This is a genomic window from Dysgonomonas termitidis (assembly GCF_054657735.1).
This window is the reverse complement of sequence record NZ_BAAHYD010000003.1, coordinates 813107-830529: the sequence shown is the minus strand read 5'-3', so window position 1 is coordinate 830529 and position 17423 is coordinate 813107. Positions and strand designations below refer to the sequence as shown.

12 protein-coding genes are annotated in these 17423 nt (G+C 41.4%); all 12 read right to left on the bottom strand.

All coding sequences use genetic code 11. The features are described from left to right. Positions 1-33: 33 nt before the first annotated feature. The 12 genes from ACYQ3L_RS24555 to ACYQ3L_RS24500 all read right to left on the bottom strand — a co-directional run bounded on the left by ACYQ3L_RS24555 (position 34) and on the right by ACYQ3L_RS24500 (position 17409). Positions 34-1335, bottom strand: a complete 1302-nt coding sequence (locus tag ACYQ3L_RS24555; protein WP_379993627.1) for a hypothetical protein — start codon at positions 1333-1335, stop codon at positions 34-36. 290 nt (positions 1336-1625) lie between these two features. Further along, the gene (locus tag ACYQ3L_RS24550) at positions 1626-3656 is read right to left on the bottom strand and encodes a retaining alpha-galactosidase (RefSeq protein ID WP_379993628.1); all 2031 of its coding nucleotides are present in this window, start codon (positions 3654-3656) and stop codon (positions 1626-1628) included. Between the two features lie 544 nt (positions 3657-4200). After that, positions 4201-5349, bottom strand: coding sequence for a glycerate kinase family protein (locus ACYQ3L_RS24545; RefSeq protein WP_379993629.1), 1149 nt, complete (start codon positions 5347-5349; stop codon positions 4201-4203). Between the two features lie 181 nt (positions 5350-5530). Next, positions 5531-5725: a hypothetical protein gene (locus tag ACYQ3L_RS24540; RefSeq protein WP_379993630.1), complete on the bottom strand. Its 195-nt coding sequence runs from the start codon at positions 5723-5725 to the stop codon at positions 5531-5533. Between the two features lie 345 nt (positions 5726-6070). Then, positions 6071-7363, bottom strand: a complete 1293-nt coding sequence (locus tag ACYQ3L_RS24535; protein ID WP_379993631.1) for a GntP family permease — start codon at positions 7361-7363, stop codon at positions 6071-6073. A 7-nt stretch (positions 7364-7370) separates the two neighbouring features. Then, the gene (locus ACYQ3L_RS24530) at positions 7371-10178 is read right to left on the bottom strand and encodes a 3-keto-alpha-glucoside-1,2-lyase-like domain-containing protein (protein WP_379993632.1); all 2808 of its coding nucleotides are present in this window, start codon (positions 10176-10178) and stop codon (positions 7371-7373) included. A 24-nt stretch (positions 10179-10202) separates the two neighbouring features. Continuing rightward, entirely contained in the window at positions 10203-11459 is a 1257-nt protein-coding gene (locus tag ACYQ3L_RS24525) for a Gfo/Idh/MocA family oxidoreductase (RefSeq protein WP_379993633.1), read from the bottom strand. Positions 11460-11679: 220 nt separating this feature from the next. Further along, a complete protein-coding gene (locus tag ACYQ3L_RS24520) occupies positions 11680-13215 on the bottom strand; it encodes a hypothetical protein (protein WP_379993634.1) in 1536 nt (511 codons plus the stop codon). A 19-nt stretch (positions 13216-13234) separates the two neighbouring features. Beyond that, positions 13235-14026, bottom strand: coding sequence for an endonuclease/exonuclease/phosphatase family protein (locus tag ACYQ3L_RS24515; RefSeq protein ID WP_379993635.1), 792 nt, complete (start codon positions 14024-14026; stop codon positions 13235-13237). Positions 14027-14034: 8 nt separating this feature from the next. Beyond that, positions 14035-14823 (bottom strand): hypothetical protein, encoded by a 789-nt coding sequence (locus ACYQ3L_RS24510; RefSeq protein WP_379993636.1) that lies wholly within the window; start codon positions 14821-14823, stop codon positions 14035-14037. A gap of 6 nt (positions 14824-14829) precedes the next feature. Then, positions 14830-15606 carry an endonuclease/exonuclease/phosphatase family protein gene (locus ACYQ3L_RS24505; protein ID WP_379993637.1) on the bottom strand — a complete coding sequence of 259 codons (777 nt, stop codon included), beginning with the start codon at positions 15604-15606 and terminating at the stop codon, positions 14830-14832. A 21-nt stretch (positions 15607-15627) separates the two neighbouring features. Continuing rightward, entirely contained in the window at positions 15628-17409 is a 1782-nt protein-coding gene (locus tag ACYQ3L_RS24500; protein ID WP_379993639.1) for a RagB/SusD family nutrient uptake outer membrane protein, read from the bottom strand. Positions 17410-17423 lie beyond the last annotated feature (14 nt).

The following is a 17423-nucleotide window of genomic DNA, read 5'->3' as shown; positions in this document are numbered from 1 at the left end:
TGATATTAAAAGGATTCGGATTAATCAATATTCTTATTTTTTGAAAAACCATCCGGTATACACCAAAGCCAAACCGAATGTATTCTCATCATTATAGTTTCCTCCATCAAGCCTTCTGTTCGAATAATCGGCTTTCAGAACCATATTAGGCAACAAGTTATAGTTTACACCAAATGTGAATATATTCCGTTTGTTTATAGGCATTTCGGCCATACCTTCCTCTACATTTTCAGCACTGTTATAATATTCATATCTTACGAAAGGCATTAATCTTTCTTTTGTCTTGAAAAACGACAGGATATTATATCCGGCCTCAATGGAATATGTTACAGCATTTTTCGCCACAGGTGTCCGGGAGAAACCTGTATTTTTCGATACACTTTTGTTTATTTGAGATACTCTCTTCGACGCGCCGAGGTTTCCATATACAAAATTACCCCTCACAGCCAGATTCTTTGACAGGTATTGGGCATCCGCCGAAATGATGCTGACAGGAGCTTTTATACCGGTCATCTTTTGAGGTTTACTTGCATTCTTTGCCGTGTTTCCATAATATCCGGATGCACTTAATCTCAAATTCCTGATTCCTTTATATTCTACCCTTCCGGCAACTGCGGGATTGGTCATCGTAGAACTTTCAAATATGCTTTGACGCCCGCCTTTTATCCAATTGGCCGATGAGAAGCCATTGGGATCAAGTCCGTTAATAAGCATCAGTTCGTATCTGAACCCGGAGAAATAACCGAGTACCGATATCCCCGTTTCATGCCATGTGCAGGGTAATATCGTAGATTCACCCTCCGGTCTGGTTGTTCCGAAAAAGAATATAGGTTCGTGATGCGCATTCGTAATGCCTATAGGGACAATCATATGCCCGGCCCTGATATTAAAGGCATTACTAAACCGTTTGGTTATATGGAACTGTTCCAGTTCTATTTCACCGCCTTTCTCTATCTCGGTTTCATATTCTCCACCTTCTTCATATTCAAGTTCCATCGCAGAACCTGTACCTCCGTATTCTATCTCAAGTTCGGTAGAAAATACAATGTCAGGCCTGAATTTATATTCGAACGAAAATACAGCTCTGGGTATTGAAATATAAGAGCGTTTGTCGCTTGGTGCTCCTGCCGGATCTTTATACCTGTCGGGACCATAATCCATTTGCTGAAAAAGAATCTCTCCGTATCCTCCAAAACGATATTTATTGTAATTCCATTCGGGAGGAGTATCTGCTGCGATTGTATCGCTTTTTTCAGGGATAGCCTCTTGCTGGGCTAAAATTTTATTACAGAAGAGGATTGATAGTAGTATTAATAACGTAATCTGGGTCTTCATAAATTTTATCTATTTATAATAGACGACAAATGTACAGGTGTTAATTTTATCTAACAATCACTATTTTTTATTATATTTTGATAAAACCATACCTACATCTAGGTATGATTTAGTTAAGAAAAACAAACTTTTCACTACAGAATAATATTGCATGCTCGATTTAAAACCATATAGGCGATATGAATGGTATAAATAAGAGAAATAAATCAAAAAGGCTCCCTAAAAAGACAAATACTACATAAACCTATCCTTCAGACCGTCATACACTTTAATAAATAACAACTTATTAATCAATTAAATACAGGATATATCTTTATAACATATCCTCCGCCGGGAGCCATCAAAACAGGCAATTTACGATCTACCGGAATATCTATAACCTCTTTCCTGTAATCGCGGGCGGCTTTACCGGCATTCACTCCATCCTTAAATACTTCACCTTTGAACCTGCCTTCACCCAGAAAAGACAGATCCAGTTCAAGGCTTCGTGCATCCCAGTTAGTCATGGAGCCGACATACCACACATCTCCTTTCTTACGGGCAATACTTATATATTTCCCTATTTCCCCGTTCAATGAGATTGTGTTATCCCAAATAGTTGGCACTGAGGCGATATATTCTGTACATTCTTTCTCTCGCATATAATTGGAAGGATTATCGCAAAGCATATTCAGAGGAGATTCGAATATGATATATTGTGCAAGTTGACGACAGCGCGTACCCTGACTCATGGCTTCACTATACACAGACCTGTAATTGCTCTTAGTCGCGTTACGCATCGCACCCTGGGTATAGTCTACCGGGCCGGCGACCTGACGGATAAACGGCATTGTAACATCATAAGTTACCTGATCGGTATCTGCATCCCATTTCATCTGCTCCAGCCCGAATACACCCTCGAAATTGATAACATTGGGGTAAGTGCGTTGCAATCCGGTCGGTTTATATGTACCATGATAGTCCATCAGCATTTTGTACTTCGCGGCAATCTGAGCCCCTTTGCGATGGAAGTCCACCATCAGCTGATCGTCTCTATCCATAAAATCCACCTTGAATCCTTTTATTCCCATTTCGGAATAATGTTTACAGATACCCTCCATATCACGATTGAGCGCCCAGTATCCTGCCCATAAGATAAGTCCTACATTTTTCTTGCCGGCATAATCTATCAGTTCTTTCAGGTTTATTTCCGGTACAACCTGCATTAGATCAGCTTGCAGGTTCACAGCCCATCCTTCATCCAGAATAACATATTCAATACCGGATTTTGAAGCGAAATCAATATAATACTTGTAAGTTTCGTTATTCACCCCCGTCTTAAAGTCCACACCATACAGATTCCAGCTATTCCACCAGTCCCAGGCCACTTTCCCCGGCTTCACCCACGAATAATCTCCACGGGCAGGGCTAGCAAGTTTATAGACCATATCGTTATTTGCCAGCTCATAATCTTCCGATGAGATGATTACCGCACGCCACGGAAATTCCGTAGCCCCCTCAAATTTAGCAATATAAGGTTCCACGGAATAAACCTCACCCTGCAACATATTATGGCCGCCTTGCTTAATTTCATCCGGATAAGGAGCAAATACGCCGGAGAGGGTATTACCTCCTGTCTCATTATACAGGTACATACCCGGATAATTCATTAAATCGGCCTCTGCGAGACATACCTTTTTCCCGTTAATACCTTCAATAACCAATGGTGAAAAAGCCAAACGCCCTTTTATCCATTCAGATAAGAGACTATGTTCATATATATTTTCGAACGAATTATAAAACTGCATTTCAAAAGTTGTGTTCTGATAACCGGTCTTAGCCCTCTTCGACTGGTTATCCCTCACATAAGGGATAAAAGCCTTGGTATCGCCGGGGAAATTAAAATCGGCTTGTTCATTTACAACCACAAAAGGTTTCTTCGACGTAGACACAAAACGATAAGCGATACCATCATTATATGCCCTGAATATCACGCTGTAGTCTCCCCTGAATTTTAAGGAAAGCTCATTGTAACGATCTTCAATCTTGTTCTTCTTATAAATAAGGGCGTCGATAGTTTGATTTATTGTCCGTGTCGATGATTTTTCCAATTCAGCATTGACGCCATAATTAAATCCGTCGCCTAAAGTCATGGAGGCAGCAGATCTGTCAAGCATCAGATCTCCTTGATGAAACACAGAATACTCTATGGTTTTACCTATAGATATATTAACTTCAATCTTGCTATCAGGTGATTTCAGAGTAAATTGCTTTTGTGCCAGGATATTCGCCTGACAAAAAACTAAGCTTATCAATAGAATCAAAAAAGTATTATTTCTCATTGGTTTATTGTATTCTTATTTATAAATAATTATTTGGAAAACATGCTGAATTAAGTAATTGATCGCAATTAATGACACATTTCAAACTTTTTCAACTCTATATTTCCTCTTTTTATTAATCGTTTATTTTTCAAGCATATATCATCAAAAGGTAACAAAGGTAACAGATATATCAGTTAACAGTAAACAGTCATCAGTAAACAGTATCGTGGTCTGTCATGCTGAGGGAAACGAAGCATCTCGTCAGAGAGTAGTTAACAACCTGTCTCTCGTATCTTTCTCCAAAAAGGTAACAAAGGTTACAACTTTTACAGTCAACAGTAACAACCCGTATCTCATATAACTTTCAACTTACTACTTAAAACTTACTATTTGTTAAAAGGTAACAAAGGTTACAGTTTTCGCTCATTTTCCGATAGTAGCTTTTTATCTTTCGCATATCACATCAAATCATTTACATACAGATAATTAAATTCATTATTTATTACAAAATTCAAAGTATAAAAACCATATATATAAATATTTTATATTGCTTCCGGATTTTCTATATCTTACTACGGCTATTTAATAACCTCACTATATTCTCCACAGTTCTCTCCACATTTTCTGCTCCTTTCATCATCGCTTCCCCGATAGTCATTGCTCCGGGTATAATCCCCAAGATAGCATCAAACCCCATACTGTACAACTGTTCTATACCCTCTCCTATATACCCGGCAATAGCTATCACTGTTTTATCTGCCGCTTTTGCAGTCCGTGCCACCCCAAAAGGTGTTTTCCCGTATTGTGTCTGAAAATCGATACCACCTTCACCCGTGAATACTATATCCGCTTTTCGTACGATTTCTTTCAGATTGGTATAATTGATTATAATATCAACCCCTTTTTCCAAACGGGCATTGGTAAAGGCTAACAATCCGGCTCCCAAACCACCTGCGGCTCCGGCACCGGGTACATCTTTCACTTCTTTTTTCAAGTCCCTGGAGATAATCCCTGCATAACGATCAAGCGCATTATCCAGAATCGTTACCATTTCAGCAGTTGCACCTTTTTGCGGGCCAAAAACAAAAGACGCTCCGGTCTTGCCGCAAAGCGGATTTGTAACATCACAGGCAACTTCAATATCCACATCTTTCAACCTCGGGTCGAGTGAAGAAATATCTATCCTGTCCAATCCGGCTAATGCAGCCCCTCCCGGGGGAAGCTCCCGTCCTTCTTTATCCAGAAATTTCGCTCCGAGCGCCCGGGCAAAACCCGCACCACCATCATTGGTAGCACTCCCTCCTATTCCAAGAATAATTTTATGAACACCCCTGTCGAGACATGCCTTTACTAATTGCCCTGTACCATAAGTCGTGGTATTGAGTGGATTTTTTGTATCCTCATTCACAAAGTGTATTCCACTGGCAGAAGCCATCTCAATAGCAGCAGTTTTGCCATTACCCATAATTCCATACCGGGCTTTTACTTGTTTACCCAAAGGACCTGTAACGTCCAGTTCATAGATAGTCCCGTTTGTTACATCTACCAGCGACTGCATTGTACCTTCTCCGCCATCGGCCATCGGTACTTTTATACATTCCGCATCGGGTAAAACTTTCTTTATCCCGCGTTCCATGGCATCACAAACCTGCTTCGCAGTCATCGAGCCTTTAAATGAATCGGGAGCCAGAACAAAAACGGTATTTTTCATATATGATAAATATTTGTTTAAACTAAATGATATAAAGTATGCGATTGTATTGTAGAATTAAATATTCTAATCTTCTCGACATAATTCTATTCTTAATTTATATAGGGAATTTTAGCTCAATCCTGCCGCGCCCTCCCGGGCTTGTCCTCACTTTTGGCATTGCCCAAAAGTAAGCAAAAAGCTAGCGCTTCGTTCCTCGGCGACCTGTCAACGGTTTGCCGGCTGAAAGAGACAAACGGGCTATCACCCCGTCCCTTTCTACGCCGACTGCACCGGACAGGTGCCCGCCTGCGGCACTAATGCGCATCCGCTGACGCCTTAGTAAGCGAAGCCCTTTGATGAATAAATACGCGTCAGCAGGCGCCGTATGCTTCACGGACGGGCACCCGTCAGGAGAGAAAGGCTAAAAAACGAAAACGTGTTTGAGCTTATCCGACGATTCGGATTATACAAACCCCGGAGCGAGTTTTTTCGTTTAGCCGTCTCTTCTGCTAACGGGTCGGCCTTTGAAGTGGGGCGCTAAAGCACTTTTGGTTCCTTTTGGGGCTTTGGCCAAAAGGAACACAAGGAATTTTAATTCCGCGTAGAAAAAATGCATAGAATAATTGAACATTTTCGTTAAGCAATGAAGGCAGAATCAAATTTATTTGAATTATGCCATTGCGAGAAAATGACTAATGAAATTGAACTATTCTATATAACAATAAACATTATCCATTCCTCAAAATATAAACCCATACAGAACTGTAGAAACAATTGTCATAACCCCACCTATAATGGCTTCATACGGAACAACTTCCATACGCTCCTTTATCGACATATACATCGAACCTGCCGTTACATGAAAATAATTCCCCTGAGGAAGCTGGTCTATCACCGTTGCCCCTGTGTGCACCATCACCGCCGCTGCAATAGGTGCCGTCCCTATATCAAGAATGGTTTTACCGAAAGAACCCGAAGCCAATATCACCCCCGTGGATGTCGAAGCGGTTGCTGCCGCCATCAAAACTCCTGCGATAGGGGCAAGAAACGTCCCGGAAATTCCGGATTCATTGATAAGAGCCACAATCCTTACCGATAAATCCGATGCGGATATCAATCCGGCTATCGCTCCCGCGCCTATCAGTATAAGTACAGTTGCGGTCATACGGTTCATACCGCTTGCTGTATAATCGAGTATTTTCTTTGCCTTTCCCATTGCCATCATCCCTATTATCCCGGCTACAGGAAGCACATACATCGCATCCAGCTTCAGGCTTTGCAATGCAGGTATCCCAAAGACAGAACCGACAGGATTGACCATTAACAATAATATCGCAACCACCGGTGCAACAATCGCTTTACGAAAAGGGGGATAATCCGAGGTATCGGCAGGCATTTTTATATCGCTGTCCTTTATCTCCGATCCTTTATTTCTTATCATCGTAGCCACAAAAACAGTCACAAGCAATCCGAAAACCGCAGGGATAAAGCCATAGAGCATGACATCACTCAACTCTACCCCGAAGCCATTGGCAACTGCAATAGAATTAGGATTAGGAGATATTACATTACCAGCCTTCCCTCCGCCCGAAAGAGCTAAAAGAAGGGCTATCTTGGAAAAACCCATTGTTTTAGCGACCGACAGTCCGATCGGGGCAACAATCAGCACTGCTACCGGAATGAATACTCCTACGGCCGTGATTATCATCGTGGCCAAGGCAAGAGCAAGAATGGCTTTACTGCCCCCGAGCTTTCTTACGATAGTCTGCGCAATGGTTTCCGCAGCACCCGAGTCCATCATGACCCCGGCCAGTACCCCGGCTGCCAATACCCTGACTACAATACCGATAATACTTTGCGTCCCATTAATTATAATAGTGGTCGTCTGTAAGAAGTCGGCTCCCCCGATCAGGGAGCCTGTTATCGCGCCCAGAAATAAAGAATAAACAGGATTCAGCTTTTTTAAAATCAGGATGATCGCTATCGCCAGACCGATCAGGGCTCCATACCAGTGGATGGTTGCTGCTTCCATATATAGTTTATTTCAGGTTCTTGATCCTTATGTTTTTAAACTTAACAGGCGAACCATGACCAAGGAAACCTATATGTCCTTTTTTGTTGAATAGTCCCGGATGATTTTTCTTATCAGGTATCCCGTTTTTAGTCGCTTCTTTTATATTTCCGTCAAGGATAACAGTCCCGTTAAGAGTTATCTTTATGTTATCGCCATTAGCAATAACTTCCTGATAATTCCATTCTCCGACAGGCTTCAGATATCCTCTCTTGGCCGGAATAATACCATAGACCGAACCATGATACTGATACGGGGCAAGATTGCTGTACACAGGAGCTTCATTATCCAGAATCTGCAGTTCCATACCAACATAAGCGGCATCACCTTCCATCGGGGTACGGATACCCAAACCATTGTTTGCGCCGGAGGTCAACTGAAATTCGAAACGGAAAATAAAGTTGGAAAATTCTTCTTTCGTATATAGATTTCCTCCGTGGGCACTGCTTGGATGCAGTGATATACAGCCATTCTCCAAAATATAGTCAGTTATGTTTCCTGTCCACTGGTCCATATTGGTTCCGTCAAAGAGAATATAATACCCCTCCTTTTTTTCTTCGTCCGGGAGCAGGAAGGGCTTAGGAGGAACTAAACTACTCAGATGATCGCGAATAGCCTGTTTCTGGTACTCAGCATCCGGATTATCAAGAACCAGGATCACCTTATTTAATAAATCTTCCACATTTTTCCCTGCAAAATCTTTATTGACCAGAGCTATCGTCATTACAGCCTGGGCAGCTTCCTGTTGCACAGACGCGTCATCGAGATATTTCCCTGCCGCCAGCATTGCGGGATATACATTGGTTTTACCAAGCTGGGTTAATATAGATTTCTTTTGCGCGGTAGTTCTGGCCAGCAACAAGGCATTGTCAAGATAGCCGAACCGTTCTTCCGCCTTGATCTGAGGCTTAGAGACAAGCCCTATATATCCTGATAAGGAGCGGTCAAAATAGGCGGACAAGCCGGTATCTTTACAGATAGCCAACAAGTCTTTGGCTGCCTCCATACCTTTCCAGTCGAGCAACGACCGGAAAGCGACTTCCTGAGCTTCGCCAGTAGAATTTTTGAAGCCTTCGGATATTATTTTTAATGCCTGTTTGTCTCCGGTTGCGGCTAAGACAGGGTAGTACAGGTATTTTTTATCTGAAGAAGTTTTATCCATCTGGTTAATAACCAAAGTCACCTGCTTATCTGCAGGATATTCCGATAATGAATTTATTATAGCTTGCTGCACCGGAAATACGAAAGAAGCATCGGATTTTTCCAACAACCCATACAGACCGGATAAATTACCGGAGGTACTGACATCTTTCAGTGCTGCATAGGCAGCCGCCTTTACATCTTGTGAATCCGATGTCAATAAGCCGAATACTATATCACCATATTTCGACGCTTTTCGGACTGCCAGTAATTCCAAGGCGGCAACTTTCCCGTCATTGGTCGCCTTATCCATTACGGGAACAATAGCAGCAGATATATTTCCATTCATAGATAACAGGCCATTTTTAGCCATCAACACAACTTCCTTATTATCAGATGCCAGCAAATCCGCCAGAGCCAGTATAAACTTATGCCCTCCGATTCTGACCAAAACATCTATGGTCGCTTTTTTCAGGACCATATCATTGTTTTCTAACTGCTCAATGAATATATCTGTAGCGAAGGAACCTACTAATGCTTTCTTCTTTTCATCTGCGCACTCCTGTAAAAACCAGTTGGTAATATCCGTTTTTACTGCCGGCTGTGCTTTTCGCATTGTTTTTAACAGTTCCCTATACATATTTCCGGAAGCAAATTCCGATGCAAAATTCAGAGCAGCAAACCGATAATTCCTGTTATCCTCTTTCAGTGCAGCCTGCAATAGCTTTAACACATCGCCGGTATTTGCACTCATCAGTATTTGCAAAGCAGCTTCACGCATATGTCCCTGACCTGCTTTTTCGGCTTTTTTCATCAAATCATTTGCCGACTTCGCCACATCTTTTGCGTCACCCTTATCAAGCAATCTTTTCAGCAGCGCTATGTAAGCCTCTGTCGCTCCTGATTTATCCACCGCATAACCCGCCTTCTCCGCGGCTAAGGACAAATCTTTTAAAGAAGCTTTTGATCCGCAACGGCTTAAAGCATACAGTGCGGCTTTCCGGGTATCGTCGTCCTTATCATTGCCCAATATAGCAAGTAATTTTCCTTCCGCGTCTGCTACCTGCATTTCAGCGATAGCTTCGATAATATCTTTTTTCGCCTTTTGATTAGTCGCCGTAGCAAGAGCATCCAACAGTGCCTTGGCGGCATCATCGGATTTGATCGAAACCAATGCACGACAAGCCGGGCCACTTAAAGATTCATCGCTGATAAGCGACGACAGTTTTTCCACAGTTTCGTCTTTTCCTACGATCTGGAGCTGACGGATAATAAAGGCTTTGATATCTTTACTATCAGTCATATCCAATGCTTTTATATAAGCATTAGAAACAGTTATACGATTTGCGTCCTGTCCCTCAGCAGAAACATAGCAGGAAAGCCCGTTCAGGACATATTCCACCTGAGCATTGCTTCCTTTACCGGGAGGATTTATCATTTTTATCAACTGAAAAACACCTTCTTCCTTGGTCGAAACAAGGTCATTTAACAGCGTATTGTATTGTTCTGCATTCTGAGCCGGCATCTGCGCCAGAACATCAGCAACGATAGTCTCAACCGTTCTCCCTGCCGGAGTCTGGCCTAAAGCCATAAGACAATATATATAAGCTAAACATAATAAATATATCTTTTTCATAAAAATCACTTTAAGATTAAACCATTATATATTCCACGGAGAGCGCATTAGTTGATCCACAAGACGGTTTGCCGCCTCATCATTGATAAACTCAAGTCTTACCGGATCGAAATGCAATGTGCGGTTTAGCCTTAATGCTACAAGTCCCATATTCACAATAGTTGCAGACCTGAATCCGTTTTGCTCGTTGAGGACAAATGTTTTCCGGGTTTTCACACTTTCTATAAAGTCCGTGACCTGGGGTTCCGGTTCGGGATAGTCGGCCAGTTTCTTTTCCCAACCGGGAATATCGCATACGAAGTTTTTGTACACATTTCCCTTAGGGCCTGATATATACGGAGTATCAGGATTGCCATAATCACCTCCCCACAATACGATCTGGCAACCATCGTCATACGTATAAGTTATAGAACGCCAGACACCGATGGCATCGGGATGCTGTTGAGGCGCATCTACCTCCACTTTTACAGGACTTGTATGGTCTTTACCCAAAAGATACTGAACGGGATCTATGTAATGCTGTCCCATATCGCCCAATCCTCCGCCATCATAATCCCAATAACCACGGAATGTGCTATGTACACGGTGGGAGTTATATGGTTTGTACGGCGCGGGTCCGAGCCACATGTCATAATCCAGTTCTTCAGGAACAGGTTGCGGTTCAAGATACTCTTTTCCTACCCAAAAGAATTTCCAGTCGAATCCGGTATGTTTACTAATCGTTACTTTCAGCGGCCAACCTAACATCCCACTCTGTACCAGCTTCTTTAACGGCTGAACGGGAGTTCCCAATCCATAAAAATTATCTTTGAAACGAAACCATGTATTCAACCGGAACATGCTTCCGTATTGTTTTACAGCTTCCATCACCCTCTTGCCTTCTCCTATAGTACGGGTCATAGGTTTTTCGCACCAAATGTCTTTTCCGGCTTTGGCCGCTTCTACAGACATGATACCATGCCAGTGCGGAGGGGTTGCTATATGGACAATATCGACATTTTTGTCCATAATGAGATCCCTGAAATCATGGTATGCCGCTATTTTGTCTGTGACAAGGTTTTTACCTAATTCCAGGTGTTTCTTATCTACATCGCAAACTGCGACTAAACGTGTACCAGCATATTTAAGATGTCCACGTCCCATATTTCCTGTTCCAATTATGCCCTTAGTAAGCTGATCGCTGGGAGCTATATAGCCATTTCCCAGTACTTGCCGGGGAATAATTGTAAGAGCAGTGAATGCCCCTAAAGTCTTAATAAAATTTCGTCGGTTAGTTTTCATAATATCTGCTATTTATATTTCATGGTTTAGCGTTTCAAGGTCCAGAACTTCAATATTTATAATATAAATCTTCTCAACTCCGCTTGTACAAATAATTTGCAGTCTATATAATTCTTTTTAAGCTTTATACAATACAAATCTACAAACAGTAATGATTGCCGAGAAAAGAGGGAAGTACAGATTATATATCTGTACTTCCTCAAAGATAAGATTATTTCCGTTACCGTTGAACGATAATTTTCAGTTTACACTTTCTTCCATAGAGTTTTGTCACTCCGGAATAATCGAATCCGGCCAGTCCCGGAGCAGAGTAGTGTGCACTCATACCATTGCCTGAAGCTGGACGATCTATTTTACAGCCATCCTTCAAAGCATCAGAATCGTCCGGAGCTTCCAGTACTTTTATTATACCCCATTTAAATTCACCATCTATATTGCGACGGTTAAAAGCAACATATGTACCTTGTTTAATATTGTGGCTACAGGCATCCACCTGATCTGTAGATGCTCCCTGACGCCACATAACAAGGTTGTTTGTCGTAGCAGTAGATGCAGCTAAATAGCTTTTAAGTCCATCCAACGCCTCGAAAGTTTGCCAATTACCGGTGGCGTCTTCAAAAAAATTATCTAAGTCCATACTTGTAGCAAGGACATCGGTGATTATCTTAAAGTTAGAAAGATTTAGTGTCATGGTAGTTAACCATTGAGCATCTTGTTGCCTGCCTACAGGTCCTCCATTAAGGCGGCTTGCACCAACAAATGCAAATCCACGTTGTGCAGTATAAGCAAAATTAGTCTGGTTACGCCAGATATTTGCAAACATAAAGTCAACATTACCACTACTTGCCGAGATTGCCTCATTTAAGGACAGTACATTCTTAACAGTTCCGTTTACGTTTACTCCATCAATAGAGAATATATACGGCTGGTTCGGATCACCCGGATTTTCCCATTCCGGAGCCATCTCTACATTATCAAATATATAAGCTCTGCCCGGAGGTATTCCTGTTATCCCTTTAATATCCACGAAGTGTACTTTCTCTACATTTCTGATATCGACAGCTTTAATCATAATCGCATCTGCTCTTTCATCATCTACAACAAGAGAGAACTGGAATAATTTTTCTTTATCGTTCGATACAGCAATATTCTTTACATCCTGAAGTTCAAGATATGGTGATTTCTGAACCAAACCATAGCTCAAGGATTTAAGCCCCTCAATGGAAGATACCACCCCCTCCAAAGAAACACTTCCATTTAATTCTACAGACTCTATCCCGGCCGGATTTGTTGTGATTTTCGGAGGTATTCCTGTTATCTTTTCAATCGAAATATTCTGAACCACTTGTTTTACATAAATATCATTGGCTACAATCGCAATACCACCTGCGTCTTCAGCATTTACTGGAACTTCAATAGAAAAGCTATAAGTATTTGGAAATTCCGCTAACTTCACATGCACTCTTTTGTTCGCGTCGATTTCTTCATACCCGTCTGCCGTTTTACGCAAAAGAGTCCCATAAATATTCCGTAACCCATTAGGAGCAGTAACGGTACCTTCCACTATTTTGTTGGTATTTATATCCACTTCGCTATATGATGTTTCAGAAGTCAGGCTTACTGTCGGAGGCGGATAAGCATTATCGTCCAGATAATTGGTCGCTTTGTCGTCATCGCCACAAGCCATAAAAAGAGCAGCTACCATAAACGAAACACACAATAATCTATATCTGATATATAATAGATTCTTTTTCATATTCATTCATTTTTAGTCATTAATTAGTCTCTAAAGTTAACGTCGTGATAATCGGTAAATGATCTGATAATTGGACAACCGGTGTGTATGATTTCACAATTTTCCATACATCCGATGCCGGATAACAGAATATGTAATCTATTTTAGATTTTGGGCTTTTAGCCGGAATCGTAAAATCCATAGTGCTCACCTGCATCCAGTTTTTCATACCATTGGCAATTTCATCCGAATCGGGTCTGGCATTAAAATCACCGCATAGTATGATCGGTGTTTCAATCGTCATCAATTGTCGATTAATGAAATCTACTTGCGCCCTTCTCACTTCTGAGGTTGTGTAATCGAGATGCGTACAGGCAAAAGTGATTGATTTTCCTTCAGATAATTCTACTTCTCCCGTTAAAAGCGCCCGCCGCTCTTTTGCTCCTTCCGGCATTGGCAAAAATATACGCTGCGACTGACTGATAGGATATTTACTAAGTATGCCAATCCCATAATATCCTCCGGCATAATCTATTGTTCTGCCATAAAGGGATAGCATTCCTGTACGAAAAGCCAGTTCTGAAATAAAATTCTTGCCATTCTGATGCGGGGCCCTTGTTCTCGAAGTATTTACATCCACCTCCTGTAAGGCAACGATATCAGGATTTTCTTTCTTTATAAAATCGGCAAATTCTTCCAATGAAGCCAATTCTCCAAAACGAAGGTTATAGCACAAAACTTTAAGTTGTACTTTATCCTGTGCCAGTAAGTTTATTGCTGAAAAAGAAAGGATTATCAGTATATATACACGAAAGTTAAATATCTTCTTCATCTGTATTTTTATTTGAGTAATTCAATCTGGATAAGAAAGCTTTTAATATCTCCTGATATGGCAGATTCGTTCGTGTCCCTCAATTTCCATTTTGACGAACCAAGAATATATATACAATATTCGCTCGATTTATTTACATTATCAACGATATTCAGCATATAAGAATCTTTCGTTAAAGCAGTGCTCAGAGACGTCACCAGCTTGGACACAATATTTCTCTTAACAGTACCGGCAACTAATGTTGAAACAAAAAGATTATTTTTTATGGAACTGACAGCAGCTGCGATTTGATCCTCTGAGCTGAAAGATCCGGACGAGAATCTCATTTTCAACGAAGAAGTAAATGGAATCTCTGCCTGAAACATCCAACAATCTGCAGACAAAACCGTTTGTTGCATCTCATTTAATGCCTGACCGAGAAGTATCGTATTTCCCAGATATTCATTGCCGGTTTTTCCATGAGGAACAAAATAAGGCATATAAAGGGACTGATGCGCAACTTTCGCAGCCGGATTCAGCATCTCCGTTGCCGAAAAAGAAACATTGGTATTGTTGAGCAAGATTACATTTTGCTCTGTTGCCTTTATTGTATTCACTACGGAACTGTAATTCGTATTCGGGAAGAGGTTTCCGGCCGATAAATCGGATATTACCAGAACCTTGGCAGTCCTGCTTTTATCCCATACATCATCCTTTCCACCGCCACCACCATTGCCTCCGTCATCACCACTATCGGACGAACAGGCCAGCAATAGCGTGAATAACAGTATTCCTATCAGTTTTATTAAATCTTTCATATCCGGTTATTTATTATATTCAACATCCGTGACTAAGGCACAATGGTCTGAAATCCCGGTTTCTTTTAGTATCTCATAGGATTTTACAGTCCATTTTCCTGTAGGTTTAGCAAAAATATAATCGATCTTACTTGTAGGAATTGCCGGGAAAGTCGGGAAATTATTACAAATCCGTTGCCAATTGGCCATTCCCTGCACAACAGCATTTTCTCCGGGTTTGGCATTAAAATCCCCCGCCAATATAGTAGGAAATGAATTTCCGACATATGAATCCAACTGGCGCGCCATATCTAAACGCACATTATCCGTTGAATGGTCGAGATGAGTAGCCGCCACCCGCACTTTTTCGTTGCTTCCGGGTAATATTACATCGATATAGAGAACAGTCCGCTTTTCTTTCATATCGGCAGAACTGCTAGTCAACGGGTTATTGGAGATTTTCTGTATCGGATATTTTGACAGGATAGCAACCCCATATTCTCCCTGTTGATAAACTATGGCCGGGCCAAAAGCAGAGAACATCCCCAACTCCGCTGCCAACTCCGTCGTAAAATCTTTTCCTCCATTTCTGGCAGTAAAGTAATCCACTTCCTGCAAGATGATAAAGTCTGGATTATGCTTTTTTATCAAAGTAGCAAACGGTTTGGCTGAATAATTAACCATCTGTCCCGACATGCGGGTATTGAAATTCATCAGCCTGAATGATGTCTGCGCCATCAGCGTCCCATTAGCCAGCAATCCTAATAAAACACAAATAATTAAATATCTAATCTTGTTCATCATAATCATTTATTTTGATAATTGTCATTCCCATCCCGGATTGTTTGGTTTCAGATTAGGATTTAATTCCATCTGCCGGTATGGAAGTGAGAACAGATAATTTTTAGGACTTGAGAAAACACGGGAGTCATCAAATATCAGGAACCCTTTATCGTCAAATTTGGTAGTTGCTGTAAATACCGCCGGATCGTAAGCATAGTCTTTACGGATACCTTTCATAATTCCTTTTTCCTGACGTTCGGGTGTTTCAGATTTATCTACTCCTAATTCATAGCCTTGTTTCCATCTCATAAGGTCGTACCAGCGATGCCCTTCCATAAATAATTCTACACGGCGTTCACGCTGAAGTTCCGTTTTCAGATCCAATCCGTTGCTCTGCAATTCTGTAAGGATCATTTTCTTCATCCCTACCCTGTCTCTCAATTTATTGATCGTTTTATCAATAACATCCTGATCCAAAGAATTCAAGTTGAACATGGCTTCAGCATAGTTAAGAAGCACCTCCCCGTAACGGATAAAGATTATATCATTATCATCCTGATTGTAAAGAGGAACTTTAGATGGCTCACAATATTTACGGATATAATAACCTGTATAAGTCACAGCTCCCTTTCCGTCATTATTGAACTTAGGAGAACGGAAAACATTTGTTTTGGATGCGTCTTCGGCAGCATTTGTCGTGCCTCTGCCATCCACTTTGCCGTACCACTTGTCGTATCCCGGATAGACGAAAGACTGTTTTAACCGGGGGTCTCTGTTAACGAATACACTATCATATGCGCTATAAGCCGGAGTATATGTTCCGTCCCCTTTATATAGTTTTGATTTTTCGATAGGCAAACCATCAGTACACAGGTAACTATCTACCATAGATTTGGTAGCATTAAATCTTATGATCTGGTCGGGAACCTGTAATTCGCGGCTCAAATTATGCCTTGTCGGAGATGGCAGATCGAAATTATAAACATAAGACAGAATAGCTTCTTTATTATTAGCCTTACGGGATGCCCTTCCTTCGAAGGTGAATAAATCAAAATAGTCCTGGTTTGGACGTCCTGTTGTATATAGTTCGTGATAAGCATATTCTCCGGCCGGCATAAGGGCTTCGCAAGCTTCTTTTGCCACAGTCCACCTTTCATTCTGCAATGCGACGCGTGATTCCATCGCTTTTGCAGCAGCGCCTGAGATTCGGCCAAAGCTGGTGGTTGCCGGTTCTATATAACGGGGTAAAGATTTCGCGGCTGCATCCAGTTCTTCCAACATAAAATCTACAATTTCGCTGCGGGAAGTACGGGCATCAAACAACCTGTCATCACCCGGAGGTAACGGCTCTGTAATAAATGGCACATCACCCCAGAAACATGTAAGATAATAGTAAATAAACGCTCTGAGGAATCGTACCTCTCCGGCATATTGGTCCAGTTTTTTAGTGTCGACAACACCTTCGGCCCGTTTATAATTAGCCAGAAAATAATTACAACGCCTCAATTGTTTGTATGCATCTTTATAGCGGCTATCCAATGTAGAGAAGTCTGATCCGTACAATCCGCTTCCTACCTGTCTCCAACCACTGAGAGTATACCATAAAGCATTATCGCTCAATCCTTCCGAGATATTAATCATCATATCTTTCCCTATCAAAGCCCAGTAACAGCCATTTGCCGCATTTTTGACCTGCAACTCCGATTCCCAAAAGTTAGCATCGGTTAGTTCGTCTAACGGAGTCTTTTCCAGAAAGTCATCATTACAGGAAAAGAGTATAGCTGAAAATACGAATATAAAGATGTATGTAATATTCTTTTTCATAATCAAATGTGTTT

What these genes read in the sequence shown, in the direction of transcription:
- ACYQ3L_RS24515 (WP_379993635.1), bottom strand. Translation starts at nt 14,026, where the DNA reads ATGAAGAAGATATTTAACTTTCGTGTATATATACTGATAATCCTTTCT.
- ACYQ3L_RS24510 (WP_379993636.1), bottom strand. Translation starts at nt 14,823, where the DNA reads ATGAAAGATTTAATAAAACTGATAGGAATACTGTTATTCACGCTATTG.
- ACYQ3L_RS24535 (WP_379993631.1), bottom strand. Translation starts at nt 7,363, where the DNA reads ATGGAAGCAGCAACCATCCACTGGTATGGAGCCCTGATCGGTCTGGCG.
- ACYQ3L_RS24500 (WP_379993639.1), bottom strand. Translation starts at nt 17,409, where the DNA reads ATGAAAAAGAATATTACATACATCTTTATATTCGTATTTTCAGCTATA.
- ACYQ3L_RS24530 (WP_379993632.1), bottom strand. Translation starts at nt 10,178, where the DNA reads ATGAAAAAGATATATTTATTATGTTTAGCTTATATATATTGTCTTATG.
- ACYQ3L_RS24520 (WP_379993634.1), bottom strand. Translation starts at nt 13,215, where the DNA reads ATGAAAAAGAATCTATTATATATCAGATATAGATTATTGTGTGTTTCG.
- ACYQ3L_RS24550 (WP_379993628.1), bottom strand. Translation starts at nt 3,656, where the DNA reads ATGAGAAATAATACTTTTTTGATTCTATTGATAAGCTTAGTTTTTTGT.
- ACYQ3L_RS24525 (WP_379993633.1), bottom strand. Translation starts at nt 11,459, where the DNA reads ATGAAAACTAACCGACGAAATTTTATTAAGACTTTAGGGGCATTCACT.
- ACYQ3L_RS24505 (WP_379993637.1), bottom strand. Translation starts at nt 15,606, where the DNA reads ATGATGAACAAGATTAGATATTTAATTATTTGTGTTTTATTAGGATTG.
- ACYQ3L_RS24555 (WP_379993627.1), bottom strand. Translation starts at nt 1,335, where the DNA reads ATGAAGACCCAGATTACGTTATTAATACTACTATCAATCCTCTTCTGT.
- ACYQ3L_RS24545 (WP_379993629.1), bottom strand. Translation starts at nt 5,349, where the DNA reads ATGAAAAATACCGTTTTTGTTCTGGCTCCCGATTCATTTAAAGGCTCG.